General features: G+C 32.2%; 18 protein-coding genes. 15 read left to right on the forward strand and 3 right to left on the reverse strand.

The window, feature by feature from the left end:
• Positions 1–102 precede the first annotated feature (102 nt).
• The 10 genes from AC0608_RS12825 to AC0608_RS12870 all read left to right on the forward strand — a co-directional run bounded on the left by AC0608_RS12825 (position 103) and on the right by AC0608_RS12870 (position 10,432).
• Positions 103–660 carry a sugar O-acetyltransferase gene (locus tag AC0608_RS12825; RefSeq protein WP_478289333.1) on the forward strand — a complete coding sequence of 186 codons (558 nt, stop codon included), beginning with the start codon at positions 103–105 and terminating at the stop codon, positions 658–660.
• 77 nt (positions 661–737) lie between these two features.
• Positions 738–1,133, forward strand: a complete 396-nt coding sequence (locus AC0608_RS12830; protein ID WP_478289334.1) for a hypothetical protein — start codon at positions 738–740, stop codon at positions 1,131–1,133.
• Between the two features lie 160 nt (positions 1,134–1,293).
• On the forward strand, positions 1,294–1,455 hold the full coding sequence (locus AC0608_RS12835) for a hypothetical protein (RefSeq protein ID WP_478289335.1): 162 nt from the start codon (positions 1,294–1,296) through the stop codon (positions 1,453–1,455).
• 1 nt (position 1,456) lies between these two features.
• On the forward strand, positions 1,457–1,846 hold the full coding sequence (gene gloA2 / locus AC0608_RS12840; RefSeq protein ID WP_478289336.1) for an SMU1112c/YaeR family gloxylase I-like metalloprotein: 390 nt from the start codon (positions 1,457–1,459) through the stop codon (positions 1,844–1,846).
• A 172-nt stretch (positions 1,847–2,018) separates the two neighbouring features.
• Entirely contained in the window at positions 2,019–3,299 is a 1,281-nt protein-coding gene (locus tag AC0608_RS12845; RefSeq protein ID WP_478289337.1) for a chloride channel protein, read from the forward strand.
• Positions 3,300–3,305: 6 nt separating this feature from the next.
• Positions 3,306–3,911 carry an HPP family protein gene (locus AC0608_RS12850; protein WP_478289338.1) on the forward strand — a complete coding sequence of 202 codons (606 nt, stop codon included), beginning with the start codon at positions 3,306–3,308 and terminating at the stop codon, positions 3,909–3,911.
• 187 nt (positions 3,912–4,098) lie between these two features.
• Positions 4,099–4,638 (forward strand): IS1096 element passenger TnpR family protein, encoded by a 540-nt coding sequence (locus AC0608_RS12855; protein ID WP_417959520.1) that lies wholly within the window; start codon positions 4,099–4,101, stop codon positions 4,636–4,638.
• An 86-nt stretch (positions 4,639–4,724) separates the two neighbouring features.
• Positions 4,725–5,783, forward strand: a complete 1,059-nt coding sequence (locus AC0608_RS12860) for a nucleoid-associated protein (protein ID WP_478289339.1) — start codon at positions 4,725–4,727, stop codon at positions 5,781–5,783.
• A gap of 237 nt (positions 5,784–6,020) precedes the next feature.
• Complete coding sequence (locus AC0608_RS12865) at positions 6,021–6,260, forward strand: DUF1660 family phage protein (protein WP_478289340.1); 240 nt, start codon at positions 6,021–6,023, stop codon at positions 6,258–6,260.
• Positions 6,261–6,697: 437 nt separating this feature from the next.
• Complete coding sequence (locus AC0608_RS12870; RefSeq protein ID WP_478289341.1) at positions 6,698–10,432, forward strand: metallophosphoesterase; 3,735 nt, start codon at positions 6,698–6,700, stop codon at positions 10,430–10,432.
• Here the strand turns inward: AC0608_RS12870 and AC0608_RS12875 are convergent.
• The 3 genes from AC0608_RS12875 to AC0608_RS12885 all read right to left on the reverse strand — a co-directional run bounded on the left by AC0608_RS12875 (position 10,415) and on the right by AC0608_RS12885 (position 12,417).
• Positions 10,415–10,954 carry a hypothetical protein gene (locus tag AC0608_RS12875; protein ID WP_478289342.1) on the reverse strand — a complete coding sequence of 180 codons (540 nt, stop codon included), beginning with the start codon at positions 10,952–10,954 and terminating at the stop codon, positions 10,415–10,417. The two genes, AC0608_RS12870 and AC0608_RS12875, sit on opposite strands and share 18 nt — an antisense overlap.
• Positions 10,955–10,987: 33 nt before the next feature.
• On the reverse strand, positions 10,988–11,278 hold the full coding sequence (locus tag AC0608_RS12880) for a hypothetical protein (protein ID WP_478289343.1): 291 nt from the start codon (positions 11,276–11,278) through the stop codon (positions 10,988–10,990).
• 74 nt (positions 11,279–11,352) lie between these two features.
• Entirely contained in the window at positions 11,353–12,417 is a 1,065-nt protein-coding gene (locus tag AC0608_RS12885; protein WP_478289344.1) for a hypothetical protein, read from the reverse strand.
• 473 nt (positions 12,418–12,890) lie between these two features.
• Between AC0608_RS12885 and AC0608_RS12890 the strand changes: the two genes are divergently transcribed.
• The 5 genes from AC0608_RS12890 (at position 12,891) to AC0608_RS12910 (ending at position 21,554) form a co-directional block, all read left to right on the forward strand.
• Entirely contained in the window at positions 12,891–14,720 is a 1,830-nt protein-coding gene (locus AC0608_RS12890) for a PAS domain-containing sensor histidine kinase (RefSeq protein ID WP_478289345.1), read from the forward strand.
• Positions 14,710–15,111, forward strand: a complete 402-nt coding sequence (locus AC0608_RS12895) for a response regulator (RefSeq protein WP_417959513.1) — start codon at positions 14,710–14,712, stop codon at positions 15,109–15,111. Before AC0608_RS12890 ends, AC0608_RS12895 begins: the two co-directional genes overlap by 11 nt.
• Positions 15,112–15,177: 66 nt before the next feature.
• The gene (locus tag AC0608_RS12900; RefSeq protein WP_478289422.1) at positions 15,178–16,074 is read left to right on the forward strand and encodes an ABC transporter ATP-binding protein; all 897 of its coding nucleotides are present in this window, start codon (positions 15,178–15,180) and stop codon (positions 16,072–16,074) included.
• 48 nt (positions 16,075–16,122) lie between these two features.
• The gene (locus AC0608_RS12905) at positions 16,123–16,959 is read left to right on the forward strand and encodes an ABC transporter permease (protein ID WP_478289346.1); all 837 of its coding nucleotides are present in this window, start codon (positions 16,123–16,125) and stop codon (positions 16,957–16,959) included.
• A gap of 212 nt (positions 16,960–17,171) precedes the next feature.
• Positions 17,172–21,554 (forward strand): FIDD domain-containing protein, encoded by a 4,383-nt coding sequence (locus AC0608_RS12910; RefSeq protein ID WP_478289347.1) that lies wholly within the window; start codon positions 17,172–17,174, stop codon positions 21,552–21,554.
• The last annotated feature ends 125 nt before the right edge of the window (positions 21,555–21,679 follow it).

Raw genomic sequence — 21,679 nt, forward strand, 5'->3', positions numbered from 1 at the left:
ATGACAACCTTATAATAAAGCAAAATATTGTTTAGTGAAAGACAAACTTTCTGCCAAAATAAAAAAGTAACTTGGCTGTATCTGCATATAAAAAATCAAACTATGATAACTGAAAAAGAAAAAATGATTGCTGGTGAATATTATTTGGCTGGCGATCCTGTTCTAGTGAAAGACAGACGAAAATCTAAAAATTTACTCCATCGATTAAATGTTACTGAATACCGTGTAACCAAAAAAGCAAGAGAAATACTAAAAGAACTAATTCCTAATGCAGGAGCAAACCTTTATATCGAGCCTCCCTTTTTTTGTGACTACGGATATAATATCAGTTGTGGAGAAAATGTCTATTTCAATGTAAACTGTGTTGTTTTGGACTGTGCCAAAGTCAATATTGGTTCTAATGTATTTTTTGCACCGGGAGTGCAACTGTATACCGCCACCCATCCACTGAATGCTGAACTCAGAAAAACATTGGAAAATGCATTACCAATAACCATAGGAGATGATTGTTGGATTGGCGGAAATTCTGTTATTTGTCCAGGTATCACCATAGGAAATGGTTGTGTTATTGGCGCTGGCTCGGTTGTAACGAAAGACATACCAGACAACTGTTTGGCAGTGGGAAATCCGGCAAAAGTGATTCGGAAATTGAATGTTTAATGAATATTCTAAACAAATTATAACTACTCAAAATTTACTTAGCTTTGAACTACTAATTTAAACATAAACAAATCATAATGAAACATCTTAAAGCATTTTTAGTATTGACTCTTATTGTTGTTGCAAATTCAGTTTCGGCACAGTCCACTTTTGAAAAATGGCCCGCTATCAAAGAATTTCACGAAGTCATGTCACAAACTTTTCATCCTGCTGAAGAAGGAAATTTGGCCCCAATAAAAACACGTTCCGAAGAACTGATGAACAAAGCAACCGTCCTGTTAAAGTCTAATATTCCACAAGATTTTAACACCACCGCCATAGTAGCCTCAACAAAAAAATTACAGTTACAAAGCAAAGCCTTGCATCAATTAGTTACATCGAATGGAACTGATGCGACAATTTTAAAATCAATTGTGGACTTGCATGATACTTTTCATGAAATTGTAGGGCTTTGCTCCGACGCAAAAAAATAAATACGAAAGACTACCTCGTGGATTCAGCTTTCTTTATTTTAACCTCATCAATCCAGAAAAAATGCCCTATTTATTAGCTAAACTTAAGAATGTTCCCATAGCAATGATCCAGGAAATTCTAGAAAAGGATAAAGCCTTTCATACCTAAACCAAAATGTTTTTGGAACAACTTTGGCAAAATGCCGATAATGAAAATGAAGTTTTATATCTTTTCCGTATTAATGACATTGTTAAAACAAAAATACTGATCCATAAACTTCATTCTATGGCTTTAGCTAAAGATGCTAATTCAAATCTACAGGAGATGATTTATTTAAAATAACATGATACAAATTAACAAAATTCACCACATTGCTATTATCTGCATTGATTATCAAAAATCAAAAAAATTCTATACCTCAATTTTGGGCCTCACCATTATTCAGGAAATTTATCGAGAAGAAAGACAATCATATAAACTTGATCTAGCACTTAACGGAGAATATTGTGTAGAATTATTTTCATTCCCAGATCCGCCACAACGCCCTTCGACTCCGGAAGCAGCAGGAATGCGTCATTTAGCTTTTGAAGTGAATGACATTCAAAAAACGCATGAATGTTTAGTCCGTCAACATATAACCCCAGAAGAAATACGTATGGATGAATTCACACAAAAAAAATTCTTCTTTATTGCTGATCCCGATAACCTGCCCATAGAGTTTTATGAAAAATAAGGAGTTTTTGTTTGTGAAAAAGTAAAAAAAACATATAAATCGTAAAAGAAAATAGTCCGCACTCTTTTCCCATTCAAATCTGATTTTGTTTCTTTAAATTTGTAATCCTTAATAAATTACTTTTCCACTTCTCTTTTATTTAGAGCGTATAAAAGATGACAAACAATTTCAAATGGACAATATCGCACAAATTAAAAAAAACTACCGCTTCATTAAACTTCAAAAACTAGTTATTGTATCTATTCTAATTGGTTTTCTTTCTGCTTTTTTGGGAGTTGTTTTAAAAAACACAACAGAATATTATGAAGAAATATTCTTTCATCAAACGATTGTAAATCCAATATTTTTTGTTGTGTTTCCAGTTTTTGGATTGTCCGTTATTTACTTTCTTCGGGAGTATTTATTTAAGAAAAAGGAAAATAAAGGCATCAAAGAAGTTTTTGAAAGCACCAATTCAAATTCAAAGAATTTACCCAGCTACAAAGTCCCTTCTCATTTCGTTAACGGTTTATTGACTGTAGTCTTTGGTGGCTCAACCGGAATAGAGGTGTCTACAGTTGTCGCTTCAGCTACTATTGGTTCTGTTGCACAAAGGAAACAAAATGTTTTTAGACAATATAAAACAGAGTTAATCTGTGCCGGAATTGCAGCCGGAATTACCGCACTCTTCAGCAGTCCCATTGCTGGAATTCTATTTTCCCTCGAAGTAATCTCCAAAAAAATAACAAAGGCTTTTTTATTAACAAATCTAATTGCCGTTTCAATCGCATTTGGTCTGATTTATTTATTGGATGAAAAACCCTTATTTGCTGTCCGTAATATTACCTGGCATTTAAATGCGATTCCTTACTTTGTCCTTTTGGGTATTATCGCAGGAATACATTCGGTGTATTTGACCCGTTCTGTGCTGTTTTTTAAAGAACAATTTTCCAAGATAAAAGCTACTTATTTCAAAATCCTCTTTGGATCAGTGATTTTAAGCATTTCCCTTTTTACATTTCCGCAGCTTTATGGGGAGGGATACCATGCCATCAAAACTATTTTTATTAACCCTAATGAAATGGTACTCTCGCTTTCAATGGGGCTAACTTTCATTGGAATTTTACTTTTGAAACCCATTGTTACCTCTGCTACTTTAGCCTCAGGAGGAGACGGTGGTGTTTTTGCTCCAAGTCTTTTTATTGGTGCTTTTTTAGGCCTATTGGTTGCTTTATTTTTAAATAAGTATTTCAATGCTGGTGTTATCCCAATAAACTTTATAATAATAGGAATGGCAGCCGTTTTGAGTGCCAGTATCCATGCGCCTTTTACTGCTATATTTCTAGTTTGTGGTTTGACTGATGATTATACGTTGCTTCTTCCCATTCTAATCGTTTGTTTGATTTCTAAATATACGGCGAAAATGATTTATCCTTTCACCGTTTATTCCTATTCTCCAAGTCTAGTAAAATAAGTATCTATGCAAGTTCAAAAAATAAGAAGGAGTTATCGCAAAACCAAATACATACTCTACAAAGAAACTTTAATAGATTTCAAAGAACATTTTTGGGCTTTTCTAGGATCTTTTATTGGTATAGGAACAATCGCATATTTGCAATCTCAGACAGTAGCAAGCGAAGATGTTGTGTATTTAATTGGGTCCTTTGGTGCCTCCAGCGTATTGGTTTATGGAGTAATTCAAAGTCCTATGGCGCAACCCCGAAATTTAATTGGCGGACACCTTGTTTCGGCATTTATAGGAGTAACTATTGCTAAATTTGGCCCTGATGTTCTGTGGTTGTCTGCTCCACTTGCCGTATCAATTTCGATTGTTTTAATGCAAATAACTAAAACCTTACATCCTCCGGGTGGAGCTACAGCTTTGATTGCCATAATAGGTTCCCCAAAAATCAAAGAGCTTGGCTATTGGTACGTGTTATACCCTGTACTAACCGGTTCTCTTATACTTCTTGTCATTGCCATGATTGTTAATAATATGACGGCAAACAGACTATACCCTACCCATAAACAGTATCACAAGTTCCGGAAAAGAATTTCCCATATATTACGAAGAACTAATTCTTAATACCCGCGATGCAATACCTTAAAACTCCATTTTTTAGTATTTCTTTTAATGAATAGATCGCTATTGCTGATCACTGTTTCTTTTATTTCTGAATTCATACGCAAAAATCTTATCAACAAATCCAGAATCTGAAATCTAAAATCTAAAATTAAATTTTACCTTTGACCTTTCAACAAAAATAAAGATTATGGTTTATAAATTTAGAGTAATTCTAGACGCGGAAGATGATGTTTTTAGAGATATTGCAATACTTGAAGACGATACTTTAGAGGATTTACACAATGCAATTTTCAATTCCTTTGGTTTTGATGGGATGGATGTAGCATCGTTTTATACATGTGATGAAACATGGAACCAAGAAGACGAGATTTCTCTTTTTGACACCGGAGATGTTCCTGGTGATCAAAAAATCATGAGCGATTACCAACTATCTGATATATTAGACAAGCAAAATACCAAAATTATCTATGTGTATGATTTTATAAACATGTGGACATTTCTGGTGGAATTAGCTGCTGTTGAAGACCAAGTAATAGGGAATTTATATCCGGAAACTATTTTTTCTCATGGAGAAATGCCGGATGAAGCAATGGAAAAAAACTTTGAATCAGATAATGCAGATGACTACAATAATGAATTTGAAGATGGATTAGATGAAGATGATTTAGACATGTTTGAAGGAGATGATAGTTTTGAAGATTATGGATTTGAAGAAAATTGGAATTAAAAAAATAGAGAAATAAGCATCAAGAACCAAGATGAAAGACCTTTTTTGCTGTCTTTCATCTTGGTTCTTTTATCTAAAAAAGAAAAATGATCAACTTATACAATACACATATCGAGAACTTATCAATTCATAGAGTTGGTAATAAAAGTAGAAATGAAGCGATTTTTTTATCGGAGCAACCGTTTAATTTAAATGATGAAATTGTGCCTTTAATGAAAGAATTTTTTTTCAAACCCTTTAGAGAAAAAGAAGAAAATTATTTTCAGTTTGCTCATGAAATTGATTTGGATTACAATGATATGTTCAAATATGCATCGGAAGTTTTTGATAATCCCAGCAGTATTCATGAGGTTTCCAAAAAAATCACAACGCACCTATTTGAGCAGTCCAATCATCCTCATATCAAGAACGGTGAAGTATATGTTACGTATTTAACCAACTTAAGTATTGATAATAATGTGGTGGATGCGATAGGAATTTTCAAAAGTGAGATACAGGCGGACTTTTTGCAGTTTGAAGAAAAAACTACCCATTTAGAAATGATCTTGCAGCAAGGGGTTAGTTTAAATAAGTTAGACAAAGGGTGTATTATTTTTAATTACAAAAAAGAAGAAGGATACAAAATCCTTACCGTAGACAGCAACCGTTATGATGCAAGATATTGGTTAGAACATTTCTTATCAGTCGATGCATTTGAAGATGAAAACTTCATCACTAAAAAATACCTGAAATTTTGTCAAAACTTTGCTAAAGATGTTGTTTTTCCTGCTGAAGATAAGAAAGAAGAAGTAATGTTTATGAACCGTTCTGTCAATTATTTTGCAAAAAACGATCAGTTCGAGGAAACTAATTTCCTGAATGAAGTGCTGGATAATCCAGACCTTATTCCAGAATTCAAAAACTATAAAATGGATAAGGGAGAGAAATACAGCATCGAAGATGTAACTTCTTTTCCTATTGCGAATGCAGCCGTTTCTGATGCCCGGAAATCCATTAAAAACGTAATTAATCTTGACACCCATATCCAAATAAAAATGGATTTTATCAATCCTGAAAGCGCTGAGAAATATGTAGAAAAAGGATGGGATGAAGAAAAACAAATGTATTACTATCTTGTATATTTTAACAAAGAAGAAAAGAGTTAGTGTGTAGTCACAATACTGTTCCTTCACTTTATATCTTTAATCTCCAATTGCGCAAGTGATTGGAGATTTTTTATTTCAAGTACAAATTTGAAATTTAAACCGGAAGAACAATACCGATCAATAGTTAATATGTAAGCTTTTTTATATTTTAATTATAAAAACATGTATTTAGTCGATTTTATTTTACTCTTTAGCGATTATTTGTTAGATTTAAATTCAAATAGTAATAGCCATTTTATGAAATCAATTCCTTTCCAAGAAAAATTTCTAACTAAAAAAATTTTGTGTTCCTTATTTGGTCATCGCTTTATTATAACCAGAACCGTAACAAACCATTTCAAAGAATTTAAATGCACCGTTTGTGAATTAGAATTAACAAACGATGATAAAGGTCAACGAACATTTCTTACACCAGAACTAAAAGAAATTAATGAAACGTTGATTGGATTTCACAAAAAAAAACTTCATCTCATATAATTTTAAAACACTATTCAAAAATGAAATCAAACATAAAATAGTGTAATGACATTGCCTTTAAAAAGAGATCAATTATTTTTTTATTGCATTCACCTTTCATTTTATAATCTCTGTAAATTGTTACCCTAAACAATTATTATTAATCGCTATGAAGATTATAATAAACGTGCCATTGTAAAATGAAAGTATTGAGTAATTAGGAAGCTACCAACAATTTATCTAAATCATATTCATAAATTCTTTATCTGCTTGCGGACTTATTGCTTAACAAATAGTAACAGGGGAATATTAGTATTATTTTAACTTCTATTTGTCCTCAGGGTGTAATTAAAATTATGATAACTATATAAACAAGAAAGTTTATCTTTGTACTGTCTGTCAATTCAGTCTTAAGACTGTCCTAATGGTTTCATTGACCTATTTTATACTTTTTGCTTATGAAATTATTTTTGGATAATTGTTTTATTACTTTTAATAAAGCGTGTTTTATATTGTTCCTTACAGGACTAATTTTTCAATCGTGTGCAACACATCACGAACAATTTGGAAAAAACATCAAAAAACCAATTACCCAGAATACAACAGACAGTTCTAAAATTGCCCATACTTTTTACTTAATTGGAGATGCTGGAAACACCAACGAAAAAACGGTACAGCAAACACTTGGCGTTTTGGAAAATCGATTGAGAAAAGCTACTAAAAACAGTACACTTTTATTCCTTGGTGACAATATTTATCCAAAAGGATTACCTAGTGCTGACAAGCCAAATGAACGAATTATTGCCGAAAGTAAATTGACAAACCAACTTAAAATATCCAAAAATTTCATAGGGCAGACTATTTACATTCCTGGAAATCATGACTGGTATAACGGAATTAAAGGATTAGAACGTCAAGCTAAATATGTTACTGAGTACCTAAACGATAAGAAGTCATTCCTTCCCAGAAAAAGTTGTGGTATTGATGATGTAGAAATAAACAAAAACCTGATTCTAATCACTATTGATAGTCAATGGTTTCTGGAGGATTGGGATAACAGTCCCACCATTAACGATGATTGTACCATCAAAACACGAGAAGCTTTTTTTGTAGAGCTGGAAAGTCTTTTGATTAAAAACCAAGATAAAACAGTCGTTTTAGCATTACACCATCCTCTAATGAGCAATGGATCCCATGGAGGTCAATTTTCATTAGAGAAACAACTTTTCCCATTAGAACAAAAAATTCCGCTTCCGGTTTTAGGTTCGGTTATTAATTTTGTCCGAAAAACATCCGGAATAAGTCCACAAGACATTCAAAACAAACAATATACCCTTTTTATTAAAAGAGTCAAAACATTATTACAAAACCAAGATAATGTGATTGTTGTTTCAGGCCATGACCATAATTTACAATATATTGAAAACGAAAATATCAAACAAATAATTAGTGGTGCCGGTTCTAAATCAGAGGCTGCAAAAGCAATTTTTCCTTATGATTTTTCTTATGGCCGAAATGGATATGCAACATTAAATATTTATAAAAATGGCGCCGCGAGAGTTTCTTTTTATGGTACGCAAAATGGCAAAGAAAAATTAATTCATGAACAATTGGTACTGGATAAAAAAGACAATTACGATACCCGAGAATTCCCAACAACCTTTTCTAACACAACAAAGTCAAGCATTTATACAGCAAAACAAACCAAGAAATCGAAATTTTATAAGTTTTTCTTCGGGAACCATTACCGAAAATATTACAGCCTTCCTATAAAAGCTACAACAACTACTATTGATACTCTTTTTGGTGGACTACAGCCAACGCCCTCCGTTGGGGGGTCTCAGGCGAATACATTACAACTCATTGATAAAGACGGTAAAGAATATCTTATGCGCGCTATGAAAAAAAGCACCACGCGTTTCCTGCAAGCAGTGGCTTTCAAAAACCAATTTATTCAAGACGAATTTGATGACACCTACGCCGAAGATTTACTATCGGATTTTTACACAACTTCTCATCCTTATACCCCATTTGCAGTGGGTAATTTAGCCACAAAAATTGGCGTGGCACATACCAATCCTGTATTGTATTATATTCCAAAGCATAAAGCATTAAAAAATTTCAATGCTGATTTCGGCGATGAATTGTACCTTGTTGAAGAACGACCAACTGACAGCCAGAGAGACATAAAAAGTTTTGGTAATCCAATTGCTATTATCAGTACAGAAGATGTAATGAAGAATCTTCACAATGATGAAAAATATTCCGTTGACGAGGGTGCTTACATCAAAGCCCGATTGTTTGATATGCTAATAGGAGATTGGGACAGACATGATGATCAATGGTGCTGGGGTGAATACAAAGTAGGCCAAAAAATTATTTACAAACCTATACCGCGAGATCGAGATCAGGCATTTACTAAGTATGACGGTGCTTTACTATTTGTTTTGATGAAAAAAGCACAATTGCGCCACATGCAACCTTTTAAGGAAAAAATGTCAAATGTCAAATTGATGAACCGTGAACCGTACCCCTTAGATCTTGCTTTTATAAAAACTGCCGGAGAAAACGAGTGGATCAAACAAGCGAGATACATCCAGGAAAACCTTTCAGATACTGATATCGATGGTGCCTTCACTAATTTGCCAAAAGAAGTTCAGGATGAAACTATTAAAGACATTAAGCGCAAATTGAAACTTAGAAGAAATGAATTGCATCGTTCAGCATTACAATACTACACTGTACTTCAACACACTGTTCTGATCGTTGGAACGGATAAAAAAGACAAATTCATAATTCAAAATAAAGAAAAAAACAAACTTGAAATCCAAGTGTATCGTATAAAAAATAGTGAGGATGAATTACAATATATTAAAAATTTCACCGCTAAAAAAACAAAAAAAATATGGATTTATGGTTTAGATGACGATGATATTTTTGAAGTAAAAGGAACTTCAAAATCAGGAATTAAAATTCGATTAATTGGAGGACAAAACGAAGATTCTTATGTAGTTGAAAATGGAAGAAAAATAAAAATTCATGATTTTAAATCAAAAGACAATACTTATACTATAGATTCTAAAAGTAAAGTTCTATTATCAGATGATTATGAAACCAGTTTATACGATTATAAAAAACCAAAATACAATTCCTTTTCGGCACTTCCTAACATAGGTTTTAATCCTGATGATGGTATAAAACTAGGTATTGTCACTGGCTATGTTGTCAATGATTTCAAACAAAATCCTTACACACAAAAACACAGTTTAAAAGCCAATTATTTTTTTGCCACAAAAGGGTATGAACTCATTTACAATGCTAATTTCCCTAAATTATTTGGCAAATGGGATTTAGATTTTGAAAGTCGATTCACGAGTCCAAATTTTACCATCAATTATTTTGGTTATGGAAATGAGACTGTAAATAATGATGATACTTTTGGAATGGATTTCAATCGCGTTCGGATCCGGATGCTAAAAGTTATGCCATCCCTAAAAAAAGTGGGCAAATACGGCAGTACAATCCATTTTCAAACTAGTTTTGAAAGAATCACCGTAGAAGAAACTATGGATCGATTTGTGGACATTTCAACAAATATAAATCCCACTGTTTTCCAAAATCAACAATTTGCTGGGGCGACCTTAAAATACAGTTTTGAAAATTATGATGTCCCCTCCTTTCCCTCTTTGGGAATGGGATTTTCTATTGCTGGTACATGGAAAATGAATTTGCAAAATACTAAGAGAAATTTTCCTGCAATAGAAAGTAAACTTAATTTCAATCATAAAATTGATGCTGACGGAAAAATAGTTTTAGCTTCTATCTTGAAAGGAAAAATAGTATTGAACAATAATTTTGATTTTTACCAAGGTGCCACTTTGGGCGGTGACTATGACTTAAGAGGTTTTAGAAACGAGCGTTTTTTAGGAAATCAATCTTTTTATCAAAGTAGTGATGTACGCTGGAATTTAGGCAAAATAAAAAGAACTATTATACCCATGTCTTTCGGAATTTTAGCTGGGTTTGACTACGGAAGGGTTTGGTTAAAAGGTGAAAATTCAGAGAAATGGCACCAGTCTTTTGGTGGTGGATTATGGCTTAACGGACTGAATGCATTAACGGCAAGACTGACATATTTTAAAAGTGCCGGAGAAGAAGCTCGTATTGCTTTTGGGTTAGGATTTGGATTTTAGCCTTTGTATACTGACTTCATAAAGGTTTCCTCCTATACTTTTTGTTCTTTCCTCGGCAATAAACAAATGCTCATTATCTTTGAAGCAAACGGCTTCTTTTTGAGAAAAGTGATTTAATTCTAGTATAGCTTTTGTTCCATTTAGAAAATCATCTCCTTGGAAATTTTCTAATAAAAATAATTTATCATGAGTTAAAATAGTAACTTTTGTCTCATCAGGACTCATTGTTGCACTTGTAATAGCACAATAATTATACGCCCCACAAGTTTTAAATTCTCCCATTAAAACCGCTTGATGATATCCCGGTTTATTGGGGATTTTATATAAAAAAGCGGTTCCGTCAAACCCTTCACTACGGTTTTTAGTAAACATTTTAAACTCAAAAAAACCTTCTACATCATAAAACATTTTGGCCTTTTGAGGTGGGAAATCTTTTTGCTCTGGATATGTAAACGATATTTTATAAACTGGATTTGTACTTTCATAATTTAATGCCTTTTTATCTATTTTATAAATACTCAAATCCTTTCTATCATTATCATTGTTACCAAAATCTCAAATATATAAGTTTCCCTCTTTGTCTTTAGTGATATCTTCCCAATCGATGTTATCCGTATTTTCGATAGTAATTGTTTGCTTGATTTTGCCATTCGAATCGATGCTATAAATTGCATTTGCATTCCCATGATCTTCTAATGCCCAAAGCAATTTAGTGTTTGGAATGTATATAATTCCGGATACTTCTTTTAGCTTATTGGGCAGAGAATATAGTACTGTCAAAGAATTTGATTCCTGCTGACAACCCCATACTAGGAAAACAAATAATAAAAATCTATATTTTCTCATATTATTCAAAAGAGATAATTTAACCATATTCGGGTCTAAAGAAAGCTTAATTCAATCGATACCAAATAACTTACTTATATTTTTCTTTTAAATAAATTATTGTTTTTGAAATTTCGAGTGATAAACTCAAAGGCAGCACTCATAATATTTCCCATTGATTTTGCTTTTTTGAAATTCAAATCATTCGTATACCGATACAGTTCCATTTGTAATTGTTCCAGATGAGACTCGGGCGCTAGTAGGTCCTCCCCCATAATTTCAAGCAATCTTTTGATCCTGTTTTCAGCAGAAAGGATTCTTTTAGCAAGCACAGATCTCTCTTCATCTTTATATTGTTCGATAGAACTATTTTGAAGTTTCTCTTTGACTAATTTAACCATTGGATAATTCTCCTTAAAAAACTGAGGTCGATACACTTTAAAATTCCCTTCATAACACTGTTGGTCAAAATCAATTGCGCGAATTTTATAGACAACATGATCAAAATCATGTGTAGGGACTATTACATAATTATACGAACGCATATCTCCTAAAAGTCGAATCATACAGCGCTCGTTAAATTTTACAAATTCTTTTGCAATTTGTGATTTTTCAGTTTCAGTACAAGAGGCTAACAAAGTTTTTATAAATACATCTCCTGGGATTCCCATTATATGTTCCTCAATTAAGGTGTCTTTGTATACCAGAAAATTAATTTTGTCCGGAGAAAGAATATGTTCTAACTCCAATCCATATACGCGTGAAGCATCGGCTTTTTTGATATAAAAATGCGTGTAATTATCATTGAGAATATTTCTTACTTTTATTCGAAAAGGCTTTGAATTTCCAAAAGTGCAGTAATCAATACAATCTACATTCAAGAATTTAATTATTCCCAAATTACCATCCGAATGTAACAAGGAATAAATTTTTTTCAGATTCAAATCAATCTCTTCCCTTTCATATTCATTGTAATAGGTTCTAATCCACAATGTGTCTTGATCATTCTTATCATAGACCGTTACAGATCCTGAAAAGCGCAATAAATCATCATAAAAAATAGAAACTTTAGATACCCGATCAAATCGTTCTAAATACTCCAGAAGAGAATCATTAATAGGATACGATGGCTTTTTAAAAAGCATTATTGGCTCACTCATTTGGAAAAATTTAATACAAAATTACAATAAATTAACCTGTTGAATAGTAATTACAACTAAATATGCACCCGAAATTCTTGAGTAATTTCAAATACAAAGACACCAATTTTTTAAAAAACTACAATTATAATTTTGGTTCCAAAAAATTAAAGACTGAAGTCCACATTTAATACAATAAAGTCTAAAACTGATTCAAATTGAATAAAACCGACATGCTTTTTTGAAATAAAAATGGGTTAAACGACTTTTTTTATTAAAATGACAAAAAAAAACAAATCGTAAGTAATTATATTAAATTTTTTTATTGCTGCACTAAATCAAATCTTAAAATTTAAATGATAAAGCCATAGAATGCCACTAAATTGTGATTAAAAAAAAATTAAATGCCTTTTTTTTGTTAAATAAAATGGGCTCAGCTATATATACTTTATATTTAGTGTCTCCAAAACTATTAAATACTTAAAAACCTACCAATGATAGATAAACTTGAACTTTACTTCAAGGCTGCGCAATCAGCCAAAATTGGTATTTGGAAAATGAACCTAGAGACCAATGAGGTATTTTGGGATGCCGTTACAAAACACATTCTTGAAGTTCCTGACGATTTTGAGCCCATTAACGGAAATGGTGTTAATTTTTATACTGCTGGTGAAAACAGAAATCGAATTAAAAATTATATTAATCGCGCCATTAATGAAGGTATTTCATTTGATGATAAATTCCAAATTACCACGGCAAAAAACAATATCAAGTATATTGAATGCATTTGTCAAGTAGAAATGATTGATGGAAAACCAGTAAATTTATTAGGTACTTTTCAAGATATTACAAACGAGCAAAATTTAATTAATGAGCTTCAGTTGAATGTTGAAAAATTCTCATCTATTTTTTCTAGCGCCAATGACGCCATTTTTATTATTGATACTTCGAATGGAATTATTACAGATTGTAATCCTAGATCTGAAGAACTCACAGGATATGATATTGTTGAATTAATTGGCTTACATAATTCTAAATTATTTCCAAAAGAATTTAGAAAAGAAGCTGGTTTATTTCTAAAATATAATTTATATAAAAACCAATACACAGTAGATGAAACATATATAAAAACTAAGTCTGGAGCATCTATACCAGTAGAAATAGCATCTGGCAAAAAATTTAAAGTTGACAACATCACCTATTTGGTTTGTTTTATTAGAGATATTAGCGAAAGAAAAAATGTTGAAAATAAATTAAATTTACTTTCGCTTGCAGCATCTGAAACCACTGATACTATTGTAATCGCTGATGAAAGAGGAAATGCAGTATGGGCAAATCAAGCGTATCTTGACCTAACTGGTTTTTGTATAGAAGAAATAATAGGACAAAAACCAGGCTATTTATCTAAAGGCCCAGAAACAGATACTCAAGCTACTTTATTAGTCAGAAACGCAATCAAAAACAAAGAAAGTATAAAAATCACAATACTAAATTACACTAAAAATAAAGAAAAATACTGGTTTGAACTCAATATTACGACAGCTTTTGATAGCCAAAATAAATTCATCAATTTCATTGGTGTAGGCCGAAATGTAACCTCCAGAATTGAAAAAGAATTAGAACTAAAAAGACTGTTAGAAATCACCAGCAGTCAAAACAATAAATTATTTAACTTTACACATATTGTTTCCCACAATATTCGGTCACATACCAGCAACCTCTCTATGATTGTAGATGTTATAGAAAATACAGATAATATAGAGGATAAACTTTCTTATTTTGATTTGTTCAAAGAAGGAACGGATAAACTGTCGGAATCAATCGAATACCTGAATGAAATCATATGTATTCAACAAAATACAAATATTGGAAAGATTAAAATTCGTTTAAAACACGAAATAGAGAAAACTAAAATGGCATTAAGTTTAGTCATAAAAGAAAGTAAAATAACGATAACTGATACTATACCAAATGATTTATTTGTTACAGCTATCCCCGCATATTTAGACAGCATATTACTAAATTTATTTACAAATGCTATTAAATACAGATCACCAGACCGTGATTCAACCTTAGAAATAGGATATGAAATCCTTGAAAATTACCTCGTAATAAACTTCAAAGACAATGGTTTGGGATTAAATTTAGAAAAAAATGGGCATAAAGTTTTTGGAATGTACAAGACGTTTCACAATAACGAAGATGCCAAAGGAATTGGATTATTTATAACCAAAAATCAATTGGAAGCCATGGATGGCAAAATTGAAGTAGAAAGTAAAGTAGGTGAAGGCACTAATTTTAAAATTTATTTAAATGAAGAATAAATTAACATACATCATAGATGATGACAAATTAACCGTAAAGCTAATGAGTATTCTTATATCTAAGAATGATTTTTGTGAAGAAATAGAATCGTTTTACAATGCCCAAGATGCCATTACGAAATTAAAACAAAATGCAGAAAATAATGCGATTCTACCAGATGCAATTTTACTGGATCTCAATATGCCGGTCATGGATGGATGGCAGTTTTTAGATGAATTTATTTCATTACCTATAAAAAAAGAAATTCATATTTTTATTATGACTTCTTCCATTGACCCTGCAGATATTGAAATGGCCACAAAGTACAAGGTGGTTAAAGAGTATATTATGAAGCCAATAACTACCCAAAAATTAGATGTTTTATGCAAATTAATTGGTGATTTAAACTAATTATAATTAAGTAGTAACAATTGCCTTCCTTTATCGTCTTATATAAAAATGTAAAAGATGAACTCATTGGAAATAATACTTTCTATTAAAAATCTCAATAAACGGTATGGCGCACTTCAGGCGCTAAAAAATGTTTCATTTGATATCCATAAAGGAAATGTTTATGGGATTCTAGGTCCTAATGGAAGCGGAAAATCGACCACATTAGGAATTGTATTGAATGTTGTCAATAAAACTTCTGGAGAATACAACTGGTTTGGTGGCGCAATGGAAACCCATGAAGCTTTAAAAAAAGTGGGAGCAATTATCGAAAGACCTAATTTCTATCCGTACATGACTGCTAAGGAAAACTTAGAATTAGTTTGTAAAATCAAAGAAATCAAGTACACTAAAGTCAACGAAAAGTTAGAGCTAGTAGGATTAACAGATCGACAAAATAGTAAATTCAGCACTTTTTCTCTAGGAATGAAACAGCGACTAGCAATAGCATCTGCTTTGCTAAATGATCCTGAAATTTTAATTCTCGACGAACCTACAAATGGTTTAGATCCTCAGGGAATTCATCAAATTAGAGATATTATCAAACAAATTTCAGCTCAAGGAACGACTATCCTGCTTGCCTCCCATTTATTAGACGAAGTAGAAAAAGTGTGCACCCATGTTTTAGTTTTAAGAAAAGGTGAAATTCTGTATACTGGATTAGTTGATGGAATGTCAGCAAATGAAGGATTCTTTGAATTGCAGGCTGATGATATTGAGCAGTTAATTTCAGTGGTAAAAATGCATCCGGCAGTTAAAAATGTTGCAAATGAGGATGGAAAAGTTTTAGTGTATTTGAAAAATGATTTAGAGGCAAAAGAATTGAATCGTTTTCTTTTTGAGAAAAACATACTATTAAATCATTTGGTTAAACGAAAAAACAGCTTGGAAGAACAGTTTTTAGAATTGACGAAAAACAAATAACAACATCTAGTCCATGCCAATCCTTAAAATTATAAATATAAACTAAAAATGAAAAGACTTCTCGCGATAGAACTTCAAAAAATATGGAAAAACAAAGCTAGTCGAGTTTTGACTTTTACTTATTTTATACTCCTAACCTTCATTGCTTTAATAGCCTCGATAAAATTTGACTTAGGTATTTTTAAATTTCATCTCGCTGAGATGGGAATATTCAACTTTCCGTTTATTTGGCATTTCAACACTTATATTGCGGCAATATTAAAATTGTTTTTGGCTATTGTAATCGTTTCCATGATGGCAAACGAATATAGTTATGGCACTTTAAAACAAAATTTAATTGACGGAATGAGTAAAAGAGAATTTATACAATCTAAATTTCTAACTGTCATTTTATTTGCAACGGTATCAACCCTTTTTATCTTTATAATGTCACTCCTCTTAGGGTTTAGTTTTTCTTCCTATACTGAATTTAGCATTGTCTTTTCAGACTTAGAGTATCTATTGGCTTATTTCCTTAAGTTAGTTGGTTTTTTCTCTTTCTGTTTATTTTTAGGAATACTAGTGAAGCGTTCCGCATTTGCGCTGGGATTTCTTTTAGTTTGGAATATTATTGAAGGAATTATCAAAGGAATTTTGACTTTCAAAATATTTCCAGATAGCAAAACTGCGGCTTCTATCATGCAATTTTTCCCATTAGAATCAATGTCTAATTTAATTATTGAACCGTTTAGCAGATTATCCGTGGTCAAAAACTTGGGAACACAAATTGGCATAGATAACGCTAAAAAATACGATGTAGAACTATCATCGATCATTATTGTTTTATGCTGGACTGTTATTTTTATTTTCTTTTCATACCGATTATTAAAGAACAGAGATTTATAGAATTCTTTAGCACGAGAACTAAGAGATGATAAAGGGATTATTTTTGTTCCTTGGTAATTTAATAAATAATTAAGTTACAAGTGTCGTGTAACTTACAAAGAATATACAGTTTTACCAGCGAAATATTGATTTAGTCTTACCAAGAGTATTGTATTATAATAAAAGGTTATTTTACTGTAAAAAAGTTCTATAAATTTTATTATTTTTAGCGAATGAAAAAAACTTTACTACTACTATTTATTCTTTTTTCTATAAGTTGTTTCTCGCAGTTTAGCAAAACACATTATATTCCGCCGTTAACCTGTGCTACAAATTTAGCTGGAGATCATTATTTATACATATCCACACCAAGTACCACCGATGTAAATTTCAAAATTATAGCAAACGGAGGCAGCATAATAACAGGTGTTGTCAAGAATACTACTCCATATATTTATTCTATTGGACAAGGGCAAAACACGCAGTTAATCACTCCTAAAAATACTATAGGAATTCTAACAAATAAAGGATATGTTATTGAAGCGGAGGACTTAATCTATGTAAGCGTTAGAGTTAATGCAGGGTTGAATGTCAATAATGGTAGTTATGTTCATGCTGGTGGTCTTGTATCGAAAGGGAATAGTGCTTTAGGAAAAGAATTCAGATTAGGTGCCATGTTAAATCCGGTTTTTGACACTAACGTATTAAACTTTGCATCCATATTATCTACAGAGAACGGCACCAAAGTCACGATTTCGAATATTCCAATAGGAACGTTGCTGACTAACGGATCCGTTATAAGTGGTCCAATAACTTTTATTTTAGATAAAAATGAAAGCTATGTTTTAGCACTTGAAAATAACAATACCACTGTTTCTAATAGTTCTAAAATGATTGGAGCGCTAGTGGAATCAGACAAACCGGTAGTAGTCAATTCAGGATCTTTTGGAGGAAGCAATAGTACAAGTGTAAACGCTCAAGGAAGTCCAAATGGAAGAGATGTAGGATTTGATCAAATTGTCCCAATAGAAAAAACGGGTAAAGAGTACATTTTTGTAAAAGGACTTGGTTCAGGTAGTAATGAAGAGATTGAAAGAGTTTTATTAATTGCGAATAAAGCTCAAACCATTATTTATTTAAATGATGGTTTAACACCTTTTGCTACTTTAGCTAATGCAGGTGATTATATTACCATTGACGGGAGTAAATTTATGAATGGCAATCTCTATGTTAAAACTTCAGAAAATGTTTTTACTTATCAAAGTATCGGGGGAAGTAATTCGCCGGCAAACCAAAATTTATTTTTTGTACCACCTTTAAATTGTAGTACTCCAAGAATCGTGGATAATATTCCCTCCATTGAATCCATAGGTAATATAATTTATAATGGGGGATTGAATATTGTAACGGAAACTGGCGCTACAGTAACTATTAATAATACTACTATTACAAGTATACCAATTGCTATTGTAGGAAATCCTAATTATGAAAGGTACACCATACCCAATCTCTCCGGAAACATAGCTGTAAAATCTACCAAACAAGTTTATGTTTCCTATTTTGGCACCAATGGTGCGGCTACTTATGGAGGGTATTATTCTGGTTTTGATACTAAACCTGAAATTGTTACCGATAAGATTACAGTATCTAACTCAGCGTGTATCCCAAATGTAGTTTTAAAAATAAGCACATTATCCTCTTATGATACCTTTCAGTGGTATTTCAATGACAATCCTATTATTGGTGCCGATACAAATTCACACACACCTACTGCTCCCGGTTTTTATCAAGTAAAAGGAAGTATATTGAGTTGTCCAAATACTGTTCCAATATTCTCAGATAAAATACCCGTTAGCGATTGCCCTACTAATTTAGACAATGATATAGCTAATGACAACATCGATTTGGATAATGACAATGATGGAGTTACTAATTGTACCGAATCCTATGGAAATCAAAATGTTGATCTTTCCAATCAAAATGGTGGAAATATAGTAATTAGTAATTATTTTAATTCATTTACAGGTATCGTTACAACTGCTGGAACAGGAGTAGCTAGAGGGAAATATACAGGCAACAGCGATGGTAGTTTTATTACGGAAATTCCCGCAGGAAAGGAAAACGCTGTAACTTACACCCTAACTTTTACAAAACCATTAAGCGTAGGAATGGAATATGTTACTACTGGAAACACCTCTGATTTATTAAACACCAACGCCGAATATATTGTAAAATCAGATATTAATAAAACCATTACGGTCCTCAATCCTGACAATCAGTTGTTGATTGACACTAATTATGATGGTATTTATGAAAGTGGAATAACACAACATTCTTCATTTGAAATACGATTTAGATTAAATAGTACTACTGCATTAGCACCTGGAACTGGAACTTTCAAATTTTTAACTTATCTGGTAAACACTATTAGTTTTACCCATAAAAATTTATCTGACAATAATCCTAATAAATCAACTTTAAAGTTTTTTGCGATTTGTATTCCAAAAGATTCTGATAACGATGGAGTTACGGATGATTTAGACACCGATAGCGATAATGATGGAATTCAAGATACCATTGAAGCACAAGTAAACAATTGGGTCTCTAAATCAAATACCGACACAAACAATAACGGACTAGACAATACTTTTGAAACTGGTTTGACCCCTGTTGATACTGACAATGATGGTGTTTTGGATTATTTAGATTTGGATAGTGACAATGACGGAATTTTAGATTCTGTAGAAACCGGAAATGACCTAGATGCTGATGGAATTAAGAATTACCGTGATTTGGATAGTGACAAAGATTTGTGCAACGATGTCATTGAAGCTGGTTTTTCAGACACTAATAAAGATGGAATTCTTGGAAGTAGTGCACCTCCAATAGTTGACGTAAATGGTTTGGTAACAAGTGGTATTGGCTACACAACACCTAATCCAAATTATATCACGGCTGCCCCTATCGCAATAACCTTACAACCCAATGTAGCCCCAACTTGCGAATTACAAAATGCCACAATCACATTAGTTGATAATGGTGGGAATACATATCAATGGGAACTTTCTACTGATGGAAGTACTTGGAATACAATAACAAATACTGCAGAATATAGTGGCGTTACTTCAAATACTTTATTAATTAGCAGTGTCAAAAATATTATGAATGGGTATAAATACAGAGTAAAACTGAAAAAAAACGGAAACTCTTGTGGTTTAATTTCCTCAGAAACTACTTTAGTAATTTATGCAGTACCTGTAGTAAATACAGTAACAATAGTGCAATGTGATGATGATATTGATGGATTCTCAGAATTCAATTTGACGGTTAAAAATGAGCAAATATCTTCTAATGCTACATCCGAAACATTCACTTACTACACTTCACTTGATGGAGCTGAAAAGGCAAGTTCTGGACAATTAATACCCAATCCCTTAGCTTTTAGAAATACTACGTCTGGAAATATGCCTATTTGGACTAGAGTACAAAATTCAAATGGTTGTTTTAAAGTGACCCAAATTAATTTACTGGTTTCTACAACTCAAATTCCAGCTTCATTCCAAAAAACCTTTAGTAATTGTGATGATTTAGGAGTAGTAAATGATGATACTGATGGCGTTGCTACATTCGATTTCAGCAGCGTAACCAATGATATTTTAACCATTCTTCCTCCCCCAAACACGGCCTACGCTATAAAATATTATAAAAATGAAAAAGATGCATTAGCTGAAAATAATGACATCACAAACGTCACGAATTATAGGAATGAAGGATATCCACATCAACAAAGAATTTGGGTTAGAGTTGAAAGTACTGCCGATAATGCCTGTTATGGTTTAAGTCCAAAGATCACATTGATAGTCACCCCAAAACCTAATATTGACACAAATGAAGACCTTAAAGAAAATGAATTAGTGTGTTCAAACCTTCCTACATTTTTTGTTAAACTTGATTCAGGAATTCAAGAAGGTTCGATTGTTTCGGATTACACTTTCATCTGGTCTAAAGATACTGCTGTTTTATCTAATGAAACTAAATCTACTTTGGATGTAAATCAAGAAGGGGATTATACGGTACAAGTTAGCTCACTTTTGGGTTGTAGTAGGACCAGAACAATAAAAGTGACGGCTTCTGATTTAGCGAAAATCACGAGTGTCGCTGTAATTGATTTATCAGATATAAATACGATCACGGTAAATGTAAGCGGACAAGGACAATATGAATACAGTCTCGATGCTCCTTTTGGTCCTTTTCAGGAATCTAATTTATTTAATACTGTAACTGCTGGAATTCATGAAGTATTTATCAAGGACAAAAATGGTTGCGGTACCGTTAGCCAGTCAGTTGCTGTTATTGGCGTACCAAAATTCTTTACTCCAAATGGTGATGGGCAAAATGACACTTGGAATGTAAAGGGTGTGAATGCAAATTTCAATGAAAATTCTATCATTTATATTTATGACCGTTACGGTAAACTTCTAAAACAAATCGCAGCTTCAAGTCAAGGTTGGGACGGTACTTTTACAGGAAACCCTTTACCATCTGATGATTATTGGTATGCTATACGATTAGATGACGGAAGAGAAGCTAAAGGACATTTTAGTTTGAAAAGATAAAGGTTTAAAAAATTAATATTTAGAATAATTATTTTTTATTCTTTAAAACGAAAGTATTCTGGTGACCAGAATAAATAATAAAACTGCATAAAAAAAGCCATTCTTTCGAATGGCTTTTTAGTATA

The sequence above is a fragment of the Flavobacterium sp. GNP008 genome (genome assembly GCF_056428965.1).